The sequence below is a fragment of the Hyphomicrobium sp. genome (assembly GCF_047600905.1).
Lineage (GTDB): Bacteria > Pseudomonadota > Alphaproteobacteria > Rhizobiales > Hyphomicrobiaceae > Hyphomicrobium_B.
In genome coordinates, this window is sequence record NZ_JASGKD010000001.1 from 1905092 (window position 1) to 1925329 (window position 20238).

At 61.3% G+C, this 20238-nt stretch carries 20 protein-coding genes; 14 read left to right on the top strand and 6 right to left on the bottom strand.

Annotation, left to right across the window (positions count from 1 at the left end; translation table 11 throughout):
* Nucleotides 1-50 precede the first annotated feature (50 nt).
* Nucleotides 51-1025: an L-threonylcarbamoyladenylate synthase gene (locus QM780_RS09255; RefSeq protein ID WP_415070178.1), complete on the top strand. Its 975-nt coding sequence runs from the start codon at nucleotides 51-53 to the stop codon at nucleotides 1023-1025.
* A gap of 11 nt (nucleotides 1026-1036) precedes the next feature.
* Here QM780_RS09255 and QM780_RS09260 read toward each other — a convergent pair whose 3' ends face one another.
* The 3 genes from QM780_RS09260 to QM780_RS09270 form a co-directional block, all read right to left on the bottom strand.
* Complete coding sequence (locus QM780_RS09260; RefSeq protein ID WP_415070179.1) at nucleotides 1037-1225, bottom strand: hypothetical protein; 189 nt, start codon at nucleotides 1223-1225, stop codon at nucleotides 1037-1039.
* 126 nt (nucleotides 1226-1351) lie between these two features.
* Nucleotides 1352-3067, bottom strand: coding sequence for a Clp protease (locus QM780_RS09265; RefSeq protein ID WP_415070180.1), 1716 nt, complete (start codon nucleotides 3065-3067; stop codon nucleotides 1352-1354).
* 179 nt (nucleotides 3068-3246) lie between these two features.
* The gene (locus tag QM780_RS09270; protein WP_415070181.1) at nucleotides 3247-3933 is read right to left on the bottom strand and encodes an SOS response-associated peptidase; all 687 of its coding nucleotides are present in this window, start codon (nucleotides 3931-3933) and stop codon (nucleotides 3247-3249) included.
* A 107-nt stretch (nucleotides 3934-4040) separates the two neighbouring features.
* On the opposite strand from QM780_RS09270, the gene QM780_RS09275 reads away from it, so the two are divergent.
* Both QM780_RS09275 and QM780_RS09280 read left to right on the top strand, forming a co-directional pair.
* Nucleotides 4041-4436: a TIGR02301 family protein gene (locus tag QM780_RS09275; protein WP_415070182.1), complete on the top strand. Its 396-nt coding sequence runs from the start codon at nucleotides 4041-4043 to the stop codon at nucleotides 4434-4436.
* 171 nt (nucleotides 4437-4607) lie between these two features.
* The gene (locus QM780_RS09280) at nucleotides 4608-4853 is read left to right on the top strand and encodes a hypothetical protein (protein ID WP_013948581.1); all 246 of its coding nucleotides are present in this window, start codon (nucleotides 4608-4610) and stop codon (nucleotides 4851-4853) included.
* A gap of 25 nt (nucleotides 4854-4878) precedes the next feature.
* On the opposite strand, the gene QM780_RS09285 is transcribed toward QM780_RS09280, so the two are convergent.
* Nucleotides 4879-5538, bottom strand: coding sequence for a LysE family translocator (locus tag QM780_RS09285; RefSeq protein ID WP_415070183.1), 660 nt, complete (start codon nucleotides 5536-5538; stop codon nucleotides 4879-4881).
* Nucleotides 5539-5552: 14 nt separating this feature from the next.
* On the opposite strand from QM780_RS09285, the gene QM780_RS09290 reads away from it, so the two are divergent.
* Together QM780_RS09290 and QM780_RS09295 are read left to right on the top strand one after the other, a co-directional pair.
* Nucleotides 5553-6236 (top strand): hypothetical protein, encoded by a 684-nt coding sequence (locus QM780_RS09290; protein ID WP_415070184.1) that lies wholly within the window; start codon nucleotides 5553-5555, stop codon nucleotides 6234-6236.
* A gap of 125 nt (nucleotides 6237-6361) precedes the next feature.
* The gene (locus QM780_RS09295; protein WP_415070185.1) at nucleotides 6362-7120 is read left to right on the top strand and encodes a L,D-transpeptidase; all 759 of its coding nucleotides are present in this window, start codon (nucleotides 6362-6364) and stop codon (nucleotides 7118-7120) included.
* A 5-nt stretch (nucleotides 7121-7125) separates the two neighbouring features.
* Here QM780_RS09295 and QM780_RS09300 read toward each other — a convergent pair whose 3' ends face one another.
* Nucleotides 7126-8460: a dihydroorotase gene (locus QM780_RS09300; RefSeq protein WP_415070186.1), complete on the bottom strand. Its 1335-nt coding sequence runs from the start codon at nucleotides 8458-8460 to the stop codon at nucleotides 7126-7128.
* Between the two features lie 82 nt (nucleotides 8461-8542).
* Between QM780_RS09300 and QM780_RS09305 the strand changes: the two genes are divergently transcribed.
* The 8 genes from QM780_RS09305 to QM780_RS09340 all read left to right on the top strand — a co-directional run bounded on the left by QM780_RS09305 (nucleotide 8543) and on the right by QM780_RS09340 (nucleotide 15968).
* Entirely contained in the window at nucleotides 8543-9457 is a 915-nt protein-coding gene (locus tag QM780_RS09305) for a YgfZ/GcvT domain-containing protein (protein ID WP_415070187.1), read from the top strand.
* A complete protein-coding gene (locus tag QM780_RS09310) occupies nucleotides 9454-10059 on the top strand; it encodes a DNA-3-methyladenine glycosylase I (RefSeq protein WP_415070188.1) in 606 nt (201 codons plus the stop codon). The genes QM780_RS09305 and QM780_RS09310 overlap by 4 nt, the downstream gene beginning before the upstream one ends.
* A gap of 38 nt (nucleotides 10060-10097) precedes the next feature.
* Nucleotides 10098-10664 (top strand): hydrolase, encoded by a 567-nt coding sequence (locus QM780_RS09315; RefSeq protein WP_415070189.1) that lies wholly within the window; start codon nucleotides 10098-10100, stop codon nucleotides 10662-10664.
* 108 nt (nucleotides 10665-10772) lie between these two features.
* Nucleotides 10773-11825, top strand: coding sequence for an NUDIX hydrolase (locus tag QM780_RS09320; protein WP_415070190.1), 1053 nt, complete (start codon nucleotides 10773-10775; stop codon nucleotides 11823-11825).
* 187 nt (nucleotides 11826-12012) lie between these two features.
* Nucleotides 12013-13071: a quinolinate synthase NadA gene (gene nadA / locus QM780_RS09325; protein ID WP_415070191.1), complete on the top strand. Its 1059-nt coding sequence runs from the start codon at nucleotides 12013-12015 to the stop codon at nucleotides 13069-13071.
* A 36-nt stretch (nucleotides 13072-13107) separates the two neighbouring features.
* The gene (locus QM780_RS09330; RefSeq protein WP_415070192.1) at nucleotides 13108-14766 is read left to right on the top strand and encodes an L-aspartate oxidase; all 1659 of its coding nucleotides are present in this window, start codon (nucleotides 13108-13110) and stop codon (nucleotides 14764-14766) included.
* Nucleotides 14767-14784: 18 nt separating this feature from the next.
* On the top strand, nucleotides 14785-15654 hold the full coding sequence (gene nadC, locus QM780_RS09335) for a carboxylating nicotinate-nucleotide diphosphorylase (protein ID WP_415071998.1): 870 nt from the start codon (nucleotides 14785-14787) through the stop codon (nucleotides 15652-15654).
* Nucleotides 15655-15740: 86 nt separating this feature from the next.
* On the top strand, nucleotides 15741-15968 hold the full coding sequence (locus QM780_RS09340; RefSeq protein ID WP_415070193.1) for a hypothetical protein: 228 nt from the start codon (nucleotides 15741-15743) through the stop codon (nucleotides 15966-15968).
* Here the strand turns inward: QM780_RS09340 and ppdK are convergent.
* Nucleotides 15965-18676, bottom strand: a complete 2712-nt coding sequence (gene ppdK / locus QM780_RS09345; RefSeq protein WP_415070194.1) for a pyruvate, phosphate dikinase — start codon at nucleotides 18674-18676, stop codon at nucleotides 15965-15967. The two genes, QM780_RS09340 and ppdK, sit on opposite strands and share 4 nt — an antisense overlap.
* 146 nt (nucleotides 18677-18822) lie before the next feature.
* On the opposite strand from ppdK, the gene QM780_RS09350 reads away from it, so the two are divergent.
* Nucleotides 18823-20226 carry a dipeptidase gene (locus QM780_RS09350; protein ID WP_415070195.1) on the top strand — a complete coding sequence of 468 codons (1404 nt, stop codon included), beginning with the start codon at nucleotides 18823-18825 and terminating at the stop codon, nucleotides 20224-20226.
* Nucleotides 20227-20238 lie beyond the last annotated feature (12 nt).

Here is a 20238-nt window from a genome sequence, read left to right on the forward strand (position 1 = left end):
TCGGTTTTGCATCTGGACACTAAGCCGAACGAAAGCACAAGCAAACCCAGATGACACAACCGAACCAGGGCCGGATCGTCCCCGCAAATAAAGAGTGGATCGCCGAGGCCGGACAGATGATCCGCGCGGGCGCGCTCATCGCGTTTCCGACTGAGACCGTCTACGGGCTCGGCGCCGACGCGACGAATGGCGAGGCCGTCGCTCGTATTTTCGAAGCGAAAGGAAGACCGATCTTCAATCCGCTGATCGTGCATGTCGTCGGATTGGAGCAGGCGCTCATATATGGGGCTTTCACACCGGAAGCTCGCAAATTGGCGAACGCATTCTGGCCCGGGCCGCTGACGCTCGTGCTGCCGCGCACCGAAACTTGCGAAGTGAGCCAACTCGTTTCGGCTGGTCTTCCGACCATCGCGCTTCGATCACCCAGCAATCCCGTGGCGCGCGCGCTACTGTCGGAATGCGGTCGTCCGCTCGCGGCACCGTCGGCAAATCGGTCAGGGCACGTGAGCGCAACGCGGGCGGAACACGTTGCGGCCGACATCGGCGGGAAAGCCGCACTCATTCTCGATGATGGTCCGACGATGCTGGGCCTTGAATCGACGGTTGTGAGCTTCGTCGGCGACTCGCCTGTTCTGTTGCGTCCCGGGGCCGTGACCGCAGAAGCGATCGAAGGGATCATCGGTGCGCCATTGATCCGACGCGCCGAAGCAAATGATCATTTGACATCTCCCGGACAGCTTGCGAGCCACTACGCTCCGAAGGCGAGGCTCCGGCTCAATGCCTACGATTGGCAGCAGGATGAAGCGGTGCTGGCGTTCGGTGCAATTCCGCAAAGACCGGCGCGTGCGTTCATCAACATCAGCGAAGCAGGTGATCTGATCGAAGCCGCGGCCAACCTGTTTTCGGCATTACGGCAACTCGATGCTTCAGGCGCCGCGTCGATCGCCGCCACACCAATCCCTTCGAACGGCCTCGGCGAGGCGATCAACGACAGATTGGCGCGGGCCGCAGCACCACGCTGCTAAATCTTAATCGCCTAGAGACAGCTCACAACCAAAACGATCTTGTTGACGATGGGTCCGAAGATCGGGCTTTGCGCCAGGTATTGATCGAACATGCCCTGAGCGGACTTGATGACGCCCATCATCGGAGCGAGCGCGGCGTAGATGCCGGCATACAGCATCGCGGTCGTAGTTCCGTTGACGATCAGATAGCGACGCAACATCCCTTTTTCCCCGACAAAGCCTGTTAACGCTTCATTAAGGAAAGCACGGACGCAGCGGAGCGCTCAAGGCCTTTGCTTAAGAAATGGTGAATCGTCGCGGATGAGGATGGAACTGTCGCGAAACGATCAGCTTTCGGGTTGTCCGACGACCTTGAGGCGGTGCTGGTCGTTTTGAATGGAAGCCTTGGACGACGGCCAGCTTGCGCTGATCCAATCGTCGGTGCCGAACAGCCAGAACATGAAGCGATGGCGACGATGGTACCGCTCGATGATGAAGCGGTTCATCGCATCCATATGTGCGTTGAGGGCATTCAGTGTTTCGGCGGGGAGCGCCGTATCGCGGTCGATGGTGGCAAGACGATTCATGATACCGGCAACGTCGTTGGCGGAATCGGTTCGCCACTGGTCCATCGATCCGGCAAGCGTATGCTGGTTCTGGTTGACCTTGAGAAGCGCCTCGTGGACCTCCGTCAGATCCTGCGTATAGGCCTGATGCTTGGCGGCCGATGTTTCGATTTCGGCGGCGACGGCGCGCTCGGCAGCAGTGACGCGTTCGGAAAGCGAGGTGACGAGTTCCGACAGCGAGCCAAAATGCGTGTCGGCCTTTCCCGAAAGAGCGTCGAACCTTTCCGACAGCCCGTCGATCTTGTCGAGACCGCCGACGAATGCATGTGTGCCGCCGTCGCCAGCGGGTGCGGCAAGGATCTGGCCGATGCCGTCTTCGACGCGCGATAGGCGGTCGCCGAGGTCGCCGAAACCGTGGTGATCGCGTCCGAGCACGGCTTCCTCGATCACATCGAGGCGATCGGATATCGGCTTCAGATCGACGCCGATGCTGCCCTCCGCCGCGACGGGGCGTTCGCGTATCGATGCTTCGAGTTCCTGTAGCCTATTGGAGAGGACGGCCCAGGACTGAGACATTTCCTGCAACCGTAATTCAAGCGCTGCTTCGATGTCGCCGAGCTTGGCGACAAGTGCGGAGGGCTCAGCCGAATTCGGCGCGCCGCCTTCGCGAAATGCCGATTCCAGGGAGCCGAGACGATCGATCAAAATGGCGTGCGTGCGACCTTGATCGTCCTGGTGGGCAACCGTATCGCGCGCCAAGTCCCGCACGATGCCGGCGATGGCGTGACGCTCGTTGGCAAGATCCTGACCGAGTGCGCGCACGGACTGCTCCAAACTTTCGATGCGCGAGTTCTGCAATGCATCCGTCGATGTGCCGAGATACTCCGGGCGGTACGCCGGGCGTGGGTAGTCGACCGCATAACGCGTTGAGACGTAGCGCGGCTCGGCGCGGGTCAAGGGCGGCAAAGGCTCTGCGACGCGAGAGGCGAAGCGCAAAAGTACTTCCGAGGCCGCGAATTCCGAACGGTGATCGAACAGCACTTGCAGAAGGTCATCGACCGTCACCGCGGTCTTGCGGCGCGCCGCAAGCGATGTCGCGAGCTTCAGGACTTCGGCCAAGTCCTCCGACCGGCGCGGCGAAGCCGCGCCGGTGCCGGGAAGAGAGGGAATGTCGCCGGCGATGATCGTCGCCGTCTCGCGTTTCAGGGCGACGACGCGAATGCCGTGCAGCTCGAGCGAAGCCGCGGCTGCATCGAGGCGGGTCATGGCGTTGAGGAGATGCTCGATGCGGACTTCACTGGCGCGATGGGCCGACGCGATGTCGTAGGCTTGATTGAAACAGGCGAGCACCGTTTCATCGACGAGCACGGGACCGGCGAGCAACGAACCACGCTTACCGTTCGACAGCGTTGCGTCGCCCGGCGGAATTACGTCGGCAGCCACGGACGTCCAGGTCTGCGGTGTCCTGAGGTCGAGATCCTCACCGTGATACGCCATGTGGTCGTCTCCCCTCTGTCCCTTCGGCACCTCGACCGGTGCCGCTCACCCAACTCGCCCCAGAAAAACCCGGCCAGGATCTATCAGCACGGGATAGAGGCAAGGTCTTGACTTTCAAGCTGGCATTTAGGTTAGCGCCGTTTCATTCCCGCCGCGAGTCGGAAGGCCCGCCCGGCCGCCTACAAGAGAAGGCCCGAAACGGCCGGATCGTGCAGGTCCGGGCCTTCGGCGAGGGGGTCGTTCAAGCGCGGATTGACGGCGGCAAACGTCAGGCTTCCGGCGGCGGCAGGCTGCAAAAGGTCGGCAATCCCTTCGACGGTGCCCGAGCGGCAGTCGAGCCAGCGAGCGAAATCGTGAGGTTCGACGATCAGCGGCATGCGCTCGTGGATATGAGACATTTCCGCATTCGCGGCGGTCGTCAGGATCGCCATGGTCTCGATTTCGCTGCCATCGGCGCCGAGCCACGTTTCCCAAATCCCGCCAAGCGCGAAAAGATCTTGGCCTTTCAGACGGATGAGGTGCGGCTGGCGCGCCGAGCGCTTGCCGGTCCATTCGTAGAAGCCGGTTACGGGGATGAGGCAGCGGCGATGACGCATGGCACCGCGAAAAGAGGGTTTTTCGGCCGCGGTCTCGGCGCGTGCGTTGATCAACGGCGAACGCAGGGTCGACGGATCCCGCAACCAGGATGGAATGAGGCCCCACTGGACCAGTTGAAGCTCTGGTTCGCCTCTGAGGCTGTTTCTTGCAATCAGAACGGGCTGCGACGGCGCGATGTTGTAGCGCGGCGGGAAATCGTCAACGCCGGGTGCGCGGAAGAAAGCCCTCACCGCTTCCGGTGGAGATGTCAGGCTATAACGCGCGCACACTCGGGATCGTCCTTTTGATGCCTTACGATTCCAGAATATAAGTCTGGCGGATTCGCCGCCAGGATGTGCTTTGACCGGGCGCCAGCCAGAAACTGCCGGACGAAAACGTGAAACGCTGCTGCAGCATTGTTTGCCGACACATCATTGTACTTGCACTGGTTTTCGGGACTGCAAGCGGCTCCGCGATGGCGACGTCGGATGCCAAGCCTTACGACGATCGCTTGCTGCGGCTGTCGGAAATCCTCGGCGCCATTCACTATCTGCGCGAGCTTTGCGGCGCCAATGAAGGCCAGTACTGGCGCGACCGGATGCGCGACCTGATGAATGCGGAAGGGTCAACCGCGCTTCGGCGGGCGAAACTGACGCGCGCGTTCAACCAGGGGTATCGAAGCTACAGCCGCACGTACAATACCTGCGGACCTTCTGCACAAACGGCGATCACTCGATTTCTCTCGGAAGGGTCCGCGCTCTCCGACGGCATGCTTAAAGCTTTTCCCAATTAGAGCTTTCACCCTGATGGGGTTCCGGCGGCTCGTCGGTCGCCCTCATCGTTTCCCGCCGGTTTACTGTGAATAGTGGCAGCTACGACCTATCGGGAAAGGCCGTGCTAGGTGACAATGAAAGGGGGCCCCGTAGATGCGGAGGTCAGGGTTGAGGGAAGGATTGTAAACGGTATGCAGTGTTTCGAGGATCTCGATACGAAAAACCCGACGTTGAAGGCGCTCGATCTCATCCTCGCTGCGTGGGACGAAGGCGTCGACACCGGTGTCGAGCCGCAGCAGATGGCTTATGCCGCGCTGTTTACCGCGCTCACCGATCTCGTCGCGATCTACGGCGAGGATGCCGTCATCCATCTGACGCGTGGGCTTGAAAAGCGCGTCGTCGAGGGGGAATTCACGCTGGCGCGCCGCGACCAGTAACGCCTGCGAAACGTCGCGAGCGGGATCAGAAATGTCCCGCCTTCCAGATCACTTCAGCGATCAGAACCGCTCCGAAGATTGCGAGAAGCATGCCGGCAACGCGGTTGACGACGTTGAGCATCCGCAGATCGATGCGGTGGCGATAGCGGCCTATCAGGTTCGAGAGCGCCACCCACCACAGCATGCTCCCGCTTGCGATCGCGGCGACCATCAGAAGCACATCAATCGTCGAGTGCACTTCGACAAACGTGCTGACGCCTCCGAAGACCGCAAAGAGGCCGAGAACCGCGCCGGGGTTGGTGATCGTCAGGAAAAAAGTCTGAGGAATATCCCAGACGAAATCCTTGAGGCGGGCGGGCGATCCGTCCGTGTCGAGCTTCAGCCGTGGGGCGCTGAAATAGAGGCGCAAACCGAAAGCGACCAACGCCAGACCTCCGACGACCTGGATCACGGCCCGATGCGTCTCGACGACACCAGAGACAGTGCCAACACCGAGGCCGGCGCATAGAGCGATCAGCGCGTCGCCCATCACCGATCCAATGCCGGCCGCGATGCCGCCCCAAAATCCGCGCTCGATCGCGCGCTGGATGCACAGGACGTTGACAGGACCTACCGGCGCCGCGATGAGCATTCCGACGATCAGACCGACCGGAATGATGAGTGGGTTGGGGATGTAGGTCAGCAAAGTGGGACGGCTCGATGTCGGAATTGAAAGCTGCCAATGCTCGGCGGCGCGAGCACATCATCGACAGCTACATGGATCAGCGGATGGCGCAAGACCAGCGGCGGGCATTCCCCCGGGCGGTTTCGAAAAGACATCAGAGTTCGGTCCCGTCGTCATTCCGGAAAAAAATCGGTTTCACTCTAGTCGTAGTGGCGGCTTTGACGCTTGTCCATGTTTCTCAGGCACTTGCGGAAGATCAGAGCGCCACGACAAAATTACCTCCGCATGTGGCCGATCTTCGCGACGTCATTCTGACCGCCGCTCGGTCCGGCAATATCGACGAGTTGAAATCGGCATTTGAAGTCAGCGGCAATGTTCCCGATCTCGGCATCTCACCGCGTTCGGATCCGATCAGGGTGCTGAAGGACAGATCGGCGGATCCGCAGGGACGGGATACGCTCGCGGCGATCGTTTCCATTCTGGAACTGCCGCCGGCCGCGCTTCCGCTCGGCAACGACATCGAGAACAACCTGATCTACGTTTGGCCGGGGCTTTCAACGCGTCCGATCGAGGGGCTGACGCCGCCCGAGCAGGTCGATCTCTATCGCCTCGTTTCGCCCGAACTGGTTGCGGAGATGCGGAAAAAGCGGCGCTGGCTGTGGTGGCGTCTTGTGATCGCCGCGGACGGCTCATGGACGCTGTTCAGGAAGGGCGATTGAATCGCCACGCGTTTCCGGCACTCTCGACTTGCATATCCGCCAATTGCCGCATCCGGGTGGTCAGGCCTCCCGCTTGACGGTATTTCGCTCGTCACAGTTCACGCGAAGAGCGAGGGTTTAGTTCAATGAAGAGTTTGTTGCTTTTTGCAGCCGTCATTTTTGGCTGCGCGATGTCGGCTCCGGCTTTTGCATTTCATCCAGCCGACGAAACCTACGGATACGTTCCGCCGAAGAAGTTCGATCGCAAGCATGGCGCAGAAGCCAAGGCCGAGGACAGCCAGCCGCTGTTCGGCATGGGCTGGGACTGGTCCAGCCCGCAAAAGAAGAAAAACGAGCAGGACGAGGACCAGCAGGCGGACAACAAGCAATCCCTGACTGGGGGCGGCCAGCCTCATATCTCGGCGAAAGCGCCGCCGAAGGTTTCGTTCCGCAGCGGCTATGCACCGGGCTCCGTCATCATCGATACGGCGGATCGCCGGCTATACTACGTGCTGACGTCGAGCACGGCCTACAGCTACCCGATCGCGGTCGGCAAAGAGGGCTTCGCGTGGACAGGCACGGAGAAGATCTCGAAGAAAGTGGCGTGGCCGGATTGGATTCCGCCCGCCGAGATGCGGGCGCGCAAGCCAGGGCTTCCTGAGAGAATGTCCGGCGGCGTGCGCAATCCGCTCGGCGCGATGGCCCTCTATCTCGGCAACACGCTCTATCGGATCCACGGAACGAACGATGCGTCATCCATCGGGACGGCTGCCTCATCCGGCTGCATCCGGATGACGAACGCCAACGTCGTCCATCTCGCGAGCCTGGCTGACATCGGAACGACCGTTTATGTGCTCAAGCGGTTGCCGGCGAACGTCGCGCGCCTCGCTGATCGCGACGGCTGAGCCGTTCAGCCGGCATAGCCTTCCAGGAAGCCCACCGGGCTGCCGTGAGCGGGACCGATGATATCGCCTTCCCACATGACTTTCCGGCCGCGGACGAATGTCCCGACCGGCCAACCCTTCACTTTCACGCCGTCGTAGGGGGTCCAGGCCGCGCGGCTTTCGATCCAGCGATTGGTGATCGTTTCAGTGCGGCTGAGATCGACAACGGTCAGGTCGGCGTCATAGCCGACGGCGACGCGTCCCTTGCCGCGGATGCCGAAAAGGCGTTGCGGGCCGTGACTGGTCAGATCGACAAAGCGCTCCAGCGATAAGCGGCCGGCATTGACGTGGTCGAGCATGATGGGCACCAGCGTTTGCACGCCCGTCATACCGGAATGCGTGTCGGGATAGACGTGATCCTTTTCTTCACGCGTGTGCGGCGCGTGATCGGAGCCCAGGACATCGACGACGCCCGATTCAAGCGCCGCCCAGATCGCGGCGCGATGACGGGCGTCGCGAACCGGGGGATTCATCTGCACGTAGGTCCCGAGCCGCTCGTAGCATTCGGGCCCCTCGAGCGTCAGGTGATGAGGCGTGACTTCGACGGTGGCGTAATTCTTGTGATCCTTGAGGAAGTCCATTTCCTCGGCGGTCGAGACGTGGAGGACATGAACCCGCTTGCCGTGCTTTTCAGCGAGGCCGATGAGCTTTTTCGTCGCGATCAGAGCCGCCTCGGGATCTCGCCATTCGGGATGCGAGGACGGATCGCCTTTCCGGCGCAAATGCATTCGGGACTTGAGGCGCGCTTCATCCTCGGCGTGAAACGAGGCGCGCCGCGAGATGCGCCCCACGATCTTGTCGAGCGAAACGCCGTCATCGACCAGCAGGTCTCCGGTCGAAGAGCCCATGAAAACCTTGATGCCAGCCGAGCCTTCGAGCTTCTCGAAGATGGGGATGTCGGCGATGTTGTCGCGCGTTCCACCGACGAAGAAGGCGAAGTCGCAGAACATGCGGTCTCGCGCTCGGCGGACCTTGTCGGCCAGCATCTCGGCGCTGGTCGTCAGCGGCTTGGTGTTGGGCATTTCGAAGACGGCAGTGACGCCGCCCGCTACAGCGGCGCGGCTGCCGGTCGCCAAGTCTTCCTTATGCTCCAAGCCGGGCTCGCGGAAATGGACCTGCGTATCGATGACGCCGGGAAGGATATGCAGGCCGTCGGCCTCGATAATTTCCGGCGCCGAGGCGTTTTTCAGGTCGCCGATGGCGGCGATCCGGCCAGCCGAGACCGCGATATCGCGCTTTCCGCGGCCGTCGTGGTTGACGACGATCGCGCCGCGGATCACGAGGTCGAACGTCTCGGCCATTTCGGGAAGCTCCTCGGTCTTGCCATCAAGCGGAACCCCGCATACGTAACTCTCTCTCCGTTTGCAACCAAGGCGTGAGCCGATGTCTGCCGCGAACATAGCGCGACTTTCCGACCGTGGGGTCGTCCGCGTGACGGGCGCCGACAGCGAGAAGCTGCTCCAGGGGCTGGTGACTAACGACGTCGCCAATCTTGCCCTCGGAGACGCTCGTTATGCGGGGCTGCTTTCGCCTCAGGGGAAAATCCTCTTCGACTTCTTCGTCGTCCGGCAGGGAGACGGCTATCTGATCGACGTCGCTCGGGCCAAGGCCGGCGAACTCGTCAAACGGCTTTCGATGTATAAGCTGCGTGCTGACGTATCGATCACGGACGTTTCCGATTCTTTCCACGTGTACGCATCGTGGGGGCCTGATTCGAAAACGGAGGTCGAAGGGCGCGGCATTTCGTACACCGACCCGCGCCATCCGATGATCGGCCTAAGACTTTTGTGCAAGGCGGATGAAAATATTTTACCCGCCAAGCGCCAGGCCCCGAGCGGCGATTCGCGCGACGCCTACGACACGTTGAGGGTGCAATTGGCAATTCCGGAAGGCGGCAGGGATTACGATTTCGGCGATACTTATCCGCATGAAGCCGATTTCGATCTACTCCACGGTGTTTCTTTCACCAAAGGTTGTTACGTCGGACAAGAAATCGTGGCGCGCATGCAAAACAAAACGCTTGTGCGCAAACGCGCCGTAAAAGTCTCCGGCAACGATGAATTGCAATCCAATTCGGATATTCTTCTCGGCGAAATTCCCGTTGGACGTATCGGCACCGTCGACGGAACGGATGCTATTGCGATACTCCGTCTCGACCGTGTCGTCGAAGCGGAACAGAAGAAACAACCTCTCACGGCTGGCGGCGTCGCGATTACTCCGGACGAGGATGCTGTCGATCGCTATCGTGCTTCGGCTGCCCAGCGATCCGCCGCTGCAGCGCTTCCAACATCGCGATGACATCGAAAGAGATCAAACGCTGTCCATGGGCCGGGGCGGATCCCGACTACACGCGCTATCACGACGTGGAATGGGGCGTGCCGATGACGGACGATCGCGCGCTATTCGAAAAGCTCACGCTCGAAGGTTTCCAGGCCGGCCTGTCGTGGATCACGATTTTGCGCAAGCGCGAGAATTTCCGGTCGGCGTTTCACAACTTCGATTCCGAGCGGATTGCGCGCTACACGGCACGCGATGTCGATCGCCTGATGAAAAACGAAGGGATCATCCGAAACCGAGCGAAGATCGAAGCGACGATTTCCAACGCTCGCGTATTTCTTGCTCTTTCCGAGCGCATGCCGTTTTCGCAGTATTTATGGGGATTTCTTGAAGGTCGTCCTATCATCAACGAGATAACATCGATGAAGGACATTCGCTCCGAGACGGATATTTCCAAGAAGATGAGCAAAGCGCTGAAGGCCGACGGCTTCCGCTTCGTCGGCTCGACCACGCTTTATGCCTTCATGCAGTCGACCGGCATGGTCAACGATCATCTCGTCAGCTGCTTCCGGCACGCGGAGTGCGCAAAGTTGCAGAAGAGACTGAAGATCGCCGGGCTATGACTTCACCTCGCAATCCATCGGCGCGAGCATGGCAGAGAATGCTCTCAGGCCGCAGACTCGACCTTCTGTCGCCCGATCCCAAGGACATCGAGATCGAAGACATCGCGCACGGCTTGGCGCGCGTTGCGCGATGGAACGGGCAGACGAAAGGTGCACACGCCTTCTCGGTTGCTCAGCATAGTCTGCTCGTAACCGATATCGTTAACGCGCTGCATCCCGGCTTCTCCGCGAACGAGCTTCGTGCTGCACTTTTGCACGATGCGCCGGAATACGTGATCGGTGATCTGATAAGTCCTTTCAAAACGGCGATCGGGCTGGACTATAAATCGTTCGAACTCAATCTCCTCCAAGCGATCTATTGCCGCTTCGAGATCCGAGATCTAAACGTCGCCGCGTCGGCTGCGATTAAGGAGGCCGATATGATTGCGGCCTTCTACGAAGCGACAGGTCTTGCGGGATTCGAGAAATCCGAAGCCGAACTTTTTTTTGGAAAACCCAATTTGCCGACGGAACTACATCGTGCCTTGGCCGTATTGGAACCGTTAGCGGCGAGTGATGCCCAAACACTCTTCCTTGCCAAGTTCGCGGATTTGTCGCGGCACTGACAATCGGGCGTTTTTGGGGCTGTTTCGCGGTCTCGTTCCTGAGGCTTATCTGAAAATCGCCATGATCGGCGAATAGCTCGCCTCATGGGGAGCACGGGGAAGACACACATGAACATGGAACTTTCTGGCCGGAGAAAGCCGACGCCCGACAAGTCTCAACGAGCTCCTGGTGAAGAGCACGATTATGAGCCTTCCGTCGGGATCGGCCTCAACGCGGCGATCGTCGCCGTGTCCGACAACGAACCTGTGGCGTTGGTCGTCCGTGGTGAACCGGACAGCATAGGCGCTACAGACATGCTGCCATTCGGGCCGTTCAATCCGCGTGAGCACCGTACGCTCGAAAGCGGCCTCAGATCATGGGTCCAGGACCAAACCGGCCTGGAGCTCGGTTATGCCGAACAGCTCTACACATTCGCCGACCGCGGCAGAAACGCTGACCCGGACGATACGGCGCCGCATTTCGTCTCGATCGGCTACCTGGCACTGACCCAGGCTGTCGGCCATCATGGATTGACCGACGGTCTGTGGCGCAGCTGGTACCAGTATTTCCCCTGGGAAGACTGGCGCCGGGGACGGCCGGAGATCATCACGCGTGAGATCGAGCCGCGTCTCAAAGCCTGGGCCGAGAAATCGAGCGCGACGTCGCCTCAGGCGACGGTCGGGCGTGCCGAACGGGCACGCATTTGTTTCGGCCTCGACGGGACCGCCTGGGACGAAGAAAAGGTTCTCGAACGGTTCGAGCTTCTCTACGAAGCGGGACTAGCGGACGAAGCGAAGCGGGACGGCCGCGCCGCAGCCCGGGAATGGACCGAGAGACCGAAACTCGGCCTTCCGATGCAAGCCGATCATCGGCGGATCATGGCCACGGCGATCAGCCGGACGCGCGCCAAGATCAAATATCGCCCGGTGGTGTTCGAACTGATGCCGGACGAGTTCACGCTGTATGAACTGCAGAAGACGGTGGAAGCGATCCTCGGGCCGCATCTCCACAAACAGAACTTCCGCCGGCTGGTCGAAGGCGCGGGCCTTGTCGAGCCGACCGGAGACGTGAAAACTCGCACGGGCGGACGTCCGGCGAAGCTGTTCCGGTTCCGCAGAGAAGTTCTTCTGGAACGTCCAGCTCCTGGCGTCAGAGTTTCCGCACCACCCAGCCGGAACTAAAGTCCAGCTCAGTTTCCCTCCAGGGCGGAACCACTGCCCTGGAAATTCGTTCTCAACTCCATTATCTTAAGATCGTTCAGGAATGCTCAAGTTGAGCATTCTTGTCGGTGGGGCGTGCGGCAGGTTTGCCGGCGCGTTTCATAAACTAAATATGCTCTACTAGAGCATATGTGGGAGGGTCGGAACGATGGTTTCTGCGGTTTCAACGTTGGCGCCGGTCGCGACAGCGCGGGTCGGAAGCAAGACACCGCTGGCTTATTCTTGGTCGCCGGCCCTCGAGAAAGAGATGGCGCCGCTTTATGCGCGCGTGAAACACGTCATCACGCCGATGGAGTGGCCGCACTACGCGCCGCTGATCAAATCGATCAATGCGCTGAAGGCGCAGCGCAACGCCGTCATCCTCGCGCACAACTACATGACGCCCGAGATCTTCCATTGCGTCTCGGACTTTCGTGGCGACTCGCTGCAGCTCGCGAAGGAAGCCGCCCGTACCGACGCCAAGGTGATCGTTCAGGCCGGCGTTCACTTCATGGCGGAAACTTCCAAGCTGCTTTCGCCGGACAAGACGGTTCTTATCCCCGACATGCGCGCGGGCTGTTCGCTGGCGTCGTCGATCACGCCGGAAGATGTCCGCATGTTGCGCGAGGCCTATCCGGGCGTGCCGATCGTCACCTACGTCAACACGTCGGCAGCCGTGAAAGCCGAATGCGATATCACCTGCACCTCGGCCAACGCCGTCAAGGTTGTTGAAAGCCTCGGCGCGCCACGCGTTCTGTGCATACCAGATCAGTATCTTGCGAAGTGGGTACAGTCGCAGACGAAAGTCGAAGTGATCGCCTGGAAGGGCGCGTGCGAAGTGCATGAGCGTTTCACCGGCGAAGAGCTCAACGCCATGCGCGAAGCCGAGCCCGGTCTGAAAATCATCGCGCATCCGGAATGTCCGCCCGACGTGATCGCGGCGGCGGACTTCACAGGTTCGACTTCCGGCATGATCAAGTGGGTGAAAGACAAGCACCCGCGAAAAGTGATGCTCGTCACGGAATGTTCGATGGCGTCGAATGTCGCCGTCGAGGCGCCGGACGTCGAGTTCATTCGGCCGTGCAATCTCTGCCCGCACATGAAGCGCATCAGTCTGGAGAACATCTACGACAGCCTCGTGCACATGCAGTACGAGGTGACTGTCGATCCGGATGTCGCGGAACGGGCGCGGCGCGCGGTCGAGCGGATGGTCAACCTCACGAACTGAGGCGCTTTGGTTCATTCTGCCCAGGAGGGCAAGCCTATGGCCGTTTCAAAAGTGCGCCGCAGCTCGCCGGAGTTCATCGGCTTCAAGGGTGAACCCGGTCCCGGTGACGTTGTCATCATCGGCGCCGGACTTGCTGGACTTTTCACGGCGCTGAAGCTCGCGCCGTTGCCGGTGACTGTGATCGCCGCTGCACCACTTGGCGAAGGCGCGTCGAGCATGTGGGCGCAGGGCGGCATCGCGGCCGCAGTCGGCGCCGGCGATAGCACCGCCAAACACGCCGCCGACACGATCGAAGCGGGCGCGGGCATCGTCGATCCCGAGGTGGCGCAACTCGTGGCCGACGAAGGACCGGACCGGATCCGCGATCTTCTCGAATACGGCGTGCCGTTCGATCGCGACCTTGAAGGCCATTACGTTCTTTCAAAGGAAGCGGCGCACTCTGAAAAGCGCGTGGTGCGCGTCTCGGGCGATAAAGCCGGGGCCGCGATCATGCAGGCGCTGATCGCCGCCGTTCGCGCGACGCCGTCCATCCGGGTGCTCGAAGGCTATGAAGCCGATGATCTCATCGTCGCGAACGATCGCGTCGAAGGTGTTCGCCTGATCCGACCGACGGCGCTCGGCAATGGTCGATACGCTTTTGTTCCGGCGTCTGCGGTCGTGCTTGCGACCGGCGGCGTCGGAGCATTGTTTGCTCTGACGACCAACCCCTCCTACGCAAAAGGCGAAGCTCTGGCGATGGCGGCGCGCGCCGGCGCAGTGATCGCCGATCCGGAATTCGTGCAGTTTCATCCGACGGCCATCGATGCGGGAATAGACCCAGCGCCACTCGCAACGGAAGCGCTGCGTGGTGAAGGCGCCGTGCTCGTCAATTCCGAGGGCGAGCGCTTCATGCTCGCGATCGATCCGCGCGGAGAACTGGCGCCGCGCGACGTCGTCGCCCGCGGCGTCTATAACGAACTCAATGCCGGACGCCGCGTCTACCTCGATTGCCGCACGGCGATCGGCGCGCACTTCGAAAAAGAGTATCCGACGGTTTGGGGTCATTGCCAGCGCGCCGGCATCGACCCATCCAAAGACCTCATTCCGGTGGCGCCGGCCGAGCACTATCACATGGGCGGGATCGCGACCGACAAGCATGGCCGCACCAGCCTGACGGGACTGTGGGCGGTCGGAGAAGTTGCGTCCACCGGCCTGCACGGCGCCAATCGTCTCGCATCGAATTCACTGCTCGAAGCGGTGGTGTTCGGCGCCCGAGTGGCCGACGACATTCGCGAGTTGTTGCCGCACGATCGGATCGGGCACTTCGTCGTCCCGCATCGCATTGCTGGCAGCGGCCGCGCGGCAGATACGGCATCCCGCCAGGAGGCGATCAATTCACTTCGGTCGATCATGACGAAGTACGTCGGCGTGCAGCGATCGGGCAAAGGCTTGAAAACCGCACTTGCCGAACTCAAGGCCTTGAGCGCGGCGAGCAGCAACGATCGCGTGCTGTCGAACATGCTGCTGGCGGCGCGGCTGATTACGGCCGCGGCACTGATGCGCAAGGAAAGCCGCGGCGGGCATTACCGCACGGACTATCCGCAAACGGATCCGGCGCTCGCGCATCGAACGTTCATTACGCTCGCGGATCTCGACGCCGTCGAGGCCGCACGGACGCATCGCGCGGCGGTCCCACTCGCCGCATGCGGCTCTTGAGAAGCGAAATTTTTGAATATGCTTCCGCATAATCTCGTACTTGCCGCAGTCCGAAATGCGCTCGATGAAGATCTTGGTCTCAGCGGCGACATAACGACGAACGCGACGGTTGGCGCAGACGTCAGGTCGAAAGCTCTGCTCGTGGCGCGAAAGCCAGGGGTGGTTTCGGGCCTCGCGCTCGCCGAAGCAGCGTTCCGGGAACTCGATCCCGATTGCTCGTTCGAAGTCGATATCGCTGACGGCGGCACTATCGTCGGCGGCGATACGATCGCGCGGATCGGCGGCAATTCCCGAGCAATCCTCTCCGCCGAACGGGTCGCCCTCAATTTCATGGGCCGGATGTGCGGGATCGCAACGCTGACACGGCGCTATGTCGACGCCATCGCAGGCACAGGCGCCAAGATCGTCGATACGCGCAAAACGACCCCGGGCCTCAGAGTGTTCGAGAAATACGCCGTTCGTTGTGGTGGCGGGCATAACCACCGGTTCGGGCTGTTCGACGCCATCCTCATCAAAGACAACCATATCGTGGCTGCCGGCGGCGTCGCCGAAGCGGTCAGGGCGGCGCGCGAAGCTGCCGGGCACATGACGAAGATCGAGGTCGAAGTCGACACTCTCGATCAACTCGACGTCGTCATGCGGGAAAAAGTCGATTGCGTGCTGCTCGACAACATGAGCCCGGCAGACCTGCGCAGCGCCGTGAAAACCGTTGCGGGTCGATGCCTTACCGAAGCTTCGGGCGGCGTTAACCTTGATACCGTGAAGGCCATCGCCGCCACCGGCGTCGATTTGATTTCGGTCGGCGCGCTCACCCATTCGGCTCCCGTCCTCGATCTCGGGCTCGACTTCGTCGCGCCGCCAAAAAAGAGTTCGGCCGGCGCTGCTTGAATTCGCCACAGTCGGCTCGCATCTGGCAGTTCGTGGTAGAAGAGCTTTGAGTCTCTAACGCTGGTTGGGGAGGGTCGGGATTGTCCATGGCAATGCAGTGGATCGTGCTTTGGGGCGCCGTCGCCATCGTCGCCTCGATTCTCGCGGCCTTTCTGGCAGGCATCAAAAATCGCGACTATTCCTACTGGGTTGCATGGAGCTTCCTGGTGCCGCCGTTCGTCGTCTGGCTGTTGCTGCTGCCACGAAACAAAGGGCCGCGCCCACGCCAGCCGAGCCTTGATGATATCGACCGTCGGGAGAACGGGCCGCTTTAAGAGGGCTTTTGCTCGCGCCGCTTGCGTCGGATGACGGCCTGCGCGGCGGCGAGGCGGGCGATAGGCACGCGGTAGGGCGAGCACGACACGTAATCGAGGTCGACCGTCTCGAAAAAGAAAATCGATCGCGGATCGCCGCCATGTTCGCCGCAGATCCCGGTCTTGAGGCCAGGCTTGGCGCTGCGGCCGCGTTCGACGCCGATCCTTACGAGTTCGCCGACGCCGGCTTGATCGATCGAAACGAAAGGATCGGTCGTGATCACCTCGTGCTCGAGATAGTTCGACAAAATCGGTGCAGCGTCGTCGCGCGACAGGCCAAGGACGGTTTGCGTCATATCGTTGGTGCCGAATGAGAAGAAGTCGGCGCCTTTGGCTCCGGCGGCGATATCGGCGGCTCTGAGCGCGGCGCGCGGCAATTCAATCATCGTGCCGATGTCGTGGGGAATGGCGACACCGGTTTCCTGTTCGACGGCTTTGGCTGTCGACGTGATGACCTCGCGCAGGATATCGAACTCGCGACGGTAGGCGATGAACGGGATCATGATTTCCGGGCGCACGGCTTCGCCGGTTTTCTTCTGCGCATTGACGGCGGCCTCGAAGATGGCGCGGGTCTGCATGCGCGTGATTTCAGGGAACTTGATGCCCAGGCGGCAGCCGCGGAAGCCAAGCATCGGATTGAACTCTTCGAGTTCGGCGACGCGGCCTTTGAGGCGCATCAGATCCATGCCGAGCGCGGCTGCGACTTGGGCCGCCTCACGATCCTCGTGCGGCAGGAATTCGTGCAGGGGCGGATCGAGCAGGCGGATCGTCACCGGCAGTCCGGCCATGATCTCGAACAGTTCCTCGAAGTCGTCGCGCTGGACCGGAAGTAATTTGTCGAGCGCCTGCTGCCGGCCCTCCTCGTCTTCGGCGCAGATCATCTCGCGGACGGCGAGAATGCGCTTTTCCTCGAAGAACATGTGCTCCGTTCGGCAAAGGCCGATGCCCTCGGCGCCGAACGAGCGCGCCTGACGGGCATCGCGCGGCGTATCGGCATTGGTGCGGACCTTCATCCGCCGGGTTTTGTCCGCCCATTCCATCACGGTCGCGAACGTTCCGGAAAGTTGCGGCGGCAGCATCTTGGCTTTGCCGGCATAGACGCGGCCCGAACTGCCGTCGATCGAGATGATGTCGCCGGATTTGAACGTTCGCGCGCCGGCCCGCATGGTGCCGGCATTGACGTCGATGCGGAGCGTGCCGGCACCGGAGACGCAGGGGCGGCCCATGCCGCGGGCGACAACGGCGGCGTGGCTGGTCATGCCGCCGCGCGCGGTCAAGATGCCGACGGCTGCGTGCATGCCGTGAACGTCTTCCGGGCTCGTCTCGGAGCGCACGAGGATGACGTCCTTGCCCTTGGCCTTCAGCGCTTCGGCCATTTCGGAATGGAAAACAATTTCGCCCGATGCGGCGCCCGGGGATGCGGGCAACCCTTTCGCGATGAGGTCGTGGTCGGCGGAAGGGTCGATGGCGGGGTGGAGAAGTTGATCGAGCTGGGCGGGCTCGACACGGAGGATGGCTTCATCCTGCGTGATCAGACCCTCGGCCGCGAGATCGACGGCGATGCGAAGCGCGGCTTCCGTCGTGCGCTTGCCGGAGCGCGTCTGCAGAATCCAAAGTTTTCCGATCTGTACGGTGAACTCGACGTCCTGCATGTCGCGATAGTGACTTTCAAGCCGGTCGAAGATTTTCTTCAATTCGGCAAAGACGTCGGGCATCGCGACTTCAAGTGAGGTCTCGGGCCCGTTGCCGGCACTTTTTTTCGTCAAAGAATGGGGCGTGCGGATGCCGGCGACGACATCTTCGCCCTGAGCGTTGGGAAGGTATTCGCCGAAAATTTCCTTCTCGCCCGTCGAAGGGTTGCGCGTGAAGGCGACGCCAGTCGCGGAATTGTCGCCGAGGTTGCCGAACACCATCGCCTGAACCGTGACAGCGGTGCCCCAATCGTCGGGAATGTCGTGCAGCCGGCGGTAGGTTTCGGCGCGCGGGTTGTGCCAGGAATTGAACACGGCGGCGATGGCGCCCCAAAGCTGCTCGTTGGTGTCCTGCGGGAATGGCGCGCCGTATTCGCGTTCGATCGCCGCCTTGTAATCGGCGATGATCTCGCGCCAGGCTTCGGCGTCGAGATCGGTATCGGCGGCAAAGCCATTCAAATTTTTGAAGTTCTCGAGAATGTCCTCGAAGGCGCCGTGATCGACGCCGAGGACCACATCGCCATACATCTGAATGAAACGTCGGTAGCTGTCGAAGGCGAAGCGCGCATCGCCCGTCAGCCGGGCCAGACCTTCGACTGTCTTATCGTTGAGACCCAGATTCAGAATGGTGTCCATCATGCCGGGCATCGAAGCCCGGGACCCTGATCTGACCGAGACAAGCAGAGGTCGCGCGTCATTGCCGAATTCGGCCGATACGGTATCGCCGACGGCGCTGAGGGCCTGCATCACTTCGCTCTTCAGCTCTTCCGGAAGCTTGTTGCCTGCGGCGAAGAAAGCATCGCAGACCTCCGTCGTGATGGTGAAGCCCGGGGGCACCGGCAGGCCAAGCGCCGCCATTTCGGCAAGGTTCGCGCCCTTGCCGCCAAGCAATTCCGACATCTGCGCGCTGCCTTCGGCCTTTCCGGGCACGAAAGCGTAAACCCATTTCCTTTTGCCGTCGGCGTTCGGCTGTGCCATCAGACCTCCGATGCGGTCTTCTTGCTGCCCATCAATTCCGCCAGGGGTGATGGGCACGGGGAGAGGTGCCATAGCAAATGGGGCCCGGCATTCCTAGCACCGCTTCAATCCTGCCAATTCCGGCAACGCGTCGAAAGTCTAGCACGATGAGCAAGCTCGAAACCGTTCTCGATCTACTGGGCCAATCCAAGCAGGCCGGCCTAGACCGCCTGTTCGAGCTTTTGCGCATTGACAGCGTCTCGACCGATCCGCAGCACAAGGGCAGCTGCGTCAAGGCGGCGGAATGGTGTGCCGCGACGCTCAAGGATATCGGGTTTGTGGAAGCCAAGGTTGTGCCGACAAGGGGCCATCCCATGGTTGTCGCGCATGACCGCGCGCATCGCGAGGCGGGTGTGCCGCACGTGCTGTTCTATGGCCACTACGACGTCCAGCCGCCTGATCCGCTGGAACTGTGGAAATCGCCGCCGTTCGAGCCTCGCATCGAGAACGATGCTGCCAACGGCGACGTGATCGTGGCGCGCGGCGCGGAAGACAACAAAGGTCAGCTGATGACCTTTCTCGAAGCGGCGCGGGCGTGGAAAAAAGTCGCCGGTGAACTGCCGGTCGCCGTCTCGGTGCTGATCGAAGGCGAAGAGGAGTGCGGGTCGCCGTCGCTGCCGGCGTTTCTTGCCTCTCACGGCGAAGAGCTCAAAGCCGATCTCGTCCTGGTGTGCGACACCGGGCAATGGGACAAGGATACGCCCGCGATCACGACGATGCTGCGTGGCCTCGTCGGCGACGAACTCGTCATTACCGGTCCGAGCCGCGATGTTCATTCCGGCATTTACGGAGGGCCGGTCGCCAATCCCATTCGCGTGCTCGCGAAAGTCATGGCGGCTCTGCATGACGACACGGGCAAAATCGCGGTTCCGGGTTTCTACGACGGCGTTCAGGAGCCGACAGCAGATCAACTTGCGCAATGGCAATCGCTTGGCGTCAGGGCGACGTCATTTCTCGGATCTGTGGGGCTTTCGCAGCCGGCAGGAGAAAAAGGCCGCTCGGTGATCGAGCAGCTTTGGTCACGGCCGACGCTCGAATTCAACGGTGTGACGGGCGGCTATCAGGGCATCGGATCCAAGACGGTGATACCGGCGAAAGCATCGGTGAAGATCACGTGCCGGCTGGTTTCGGGGCAAGATCCGGAACACGTCATGAAAGCGATCCGCGACTACGTCGCGACGCTCATCCCGACGGACTGCAAGGCGACGTGGCTCGGCCACCATGGCTCCGGCGCGATCATGTTCGATACCAGCGATCCGTCGATGCGCGCCGCCGCCAAAGCGCTTGAAGAGGAATGGGGCAAACCGGCGGTTCTGATGGGAAGCGGCGCGTCCATTCCGATCGTCTCCTCCTTCCGCGATGCGCTCGGCATGGATAGCCTGATGGTAGGGTTCGGTTTGGACGACGACCGCATCCATTCGCCGAACGAGAAATACAATATCCGGAGCTTCGAAAAAGGCGCCCGCAGCTGGGCGCGCATCCTCTCGGCGTTTGCGAAAACCGCCGCCTGAAGGAGGATTGAT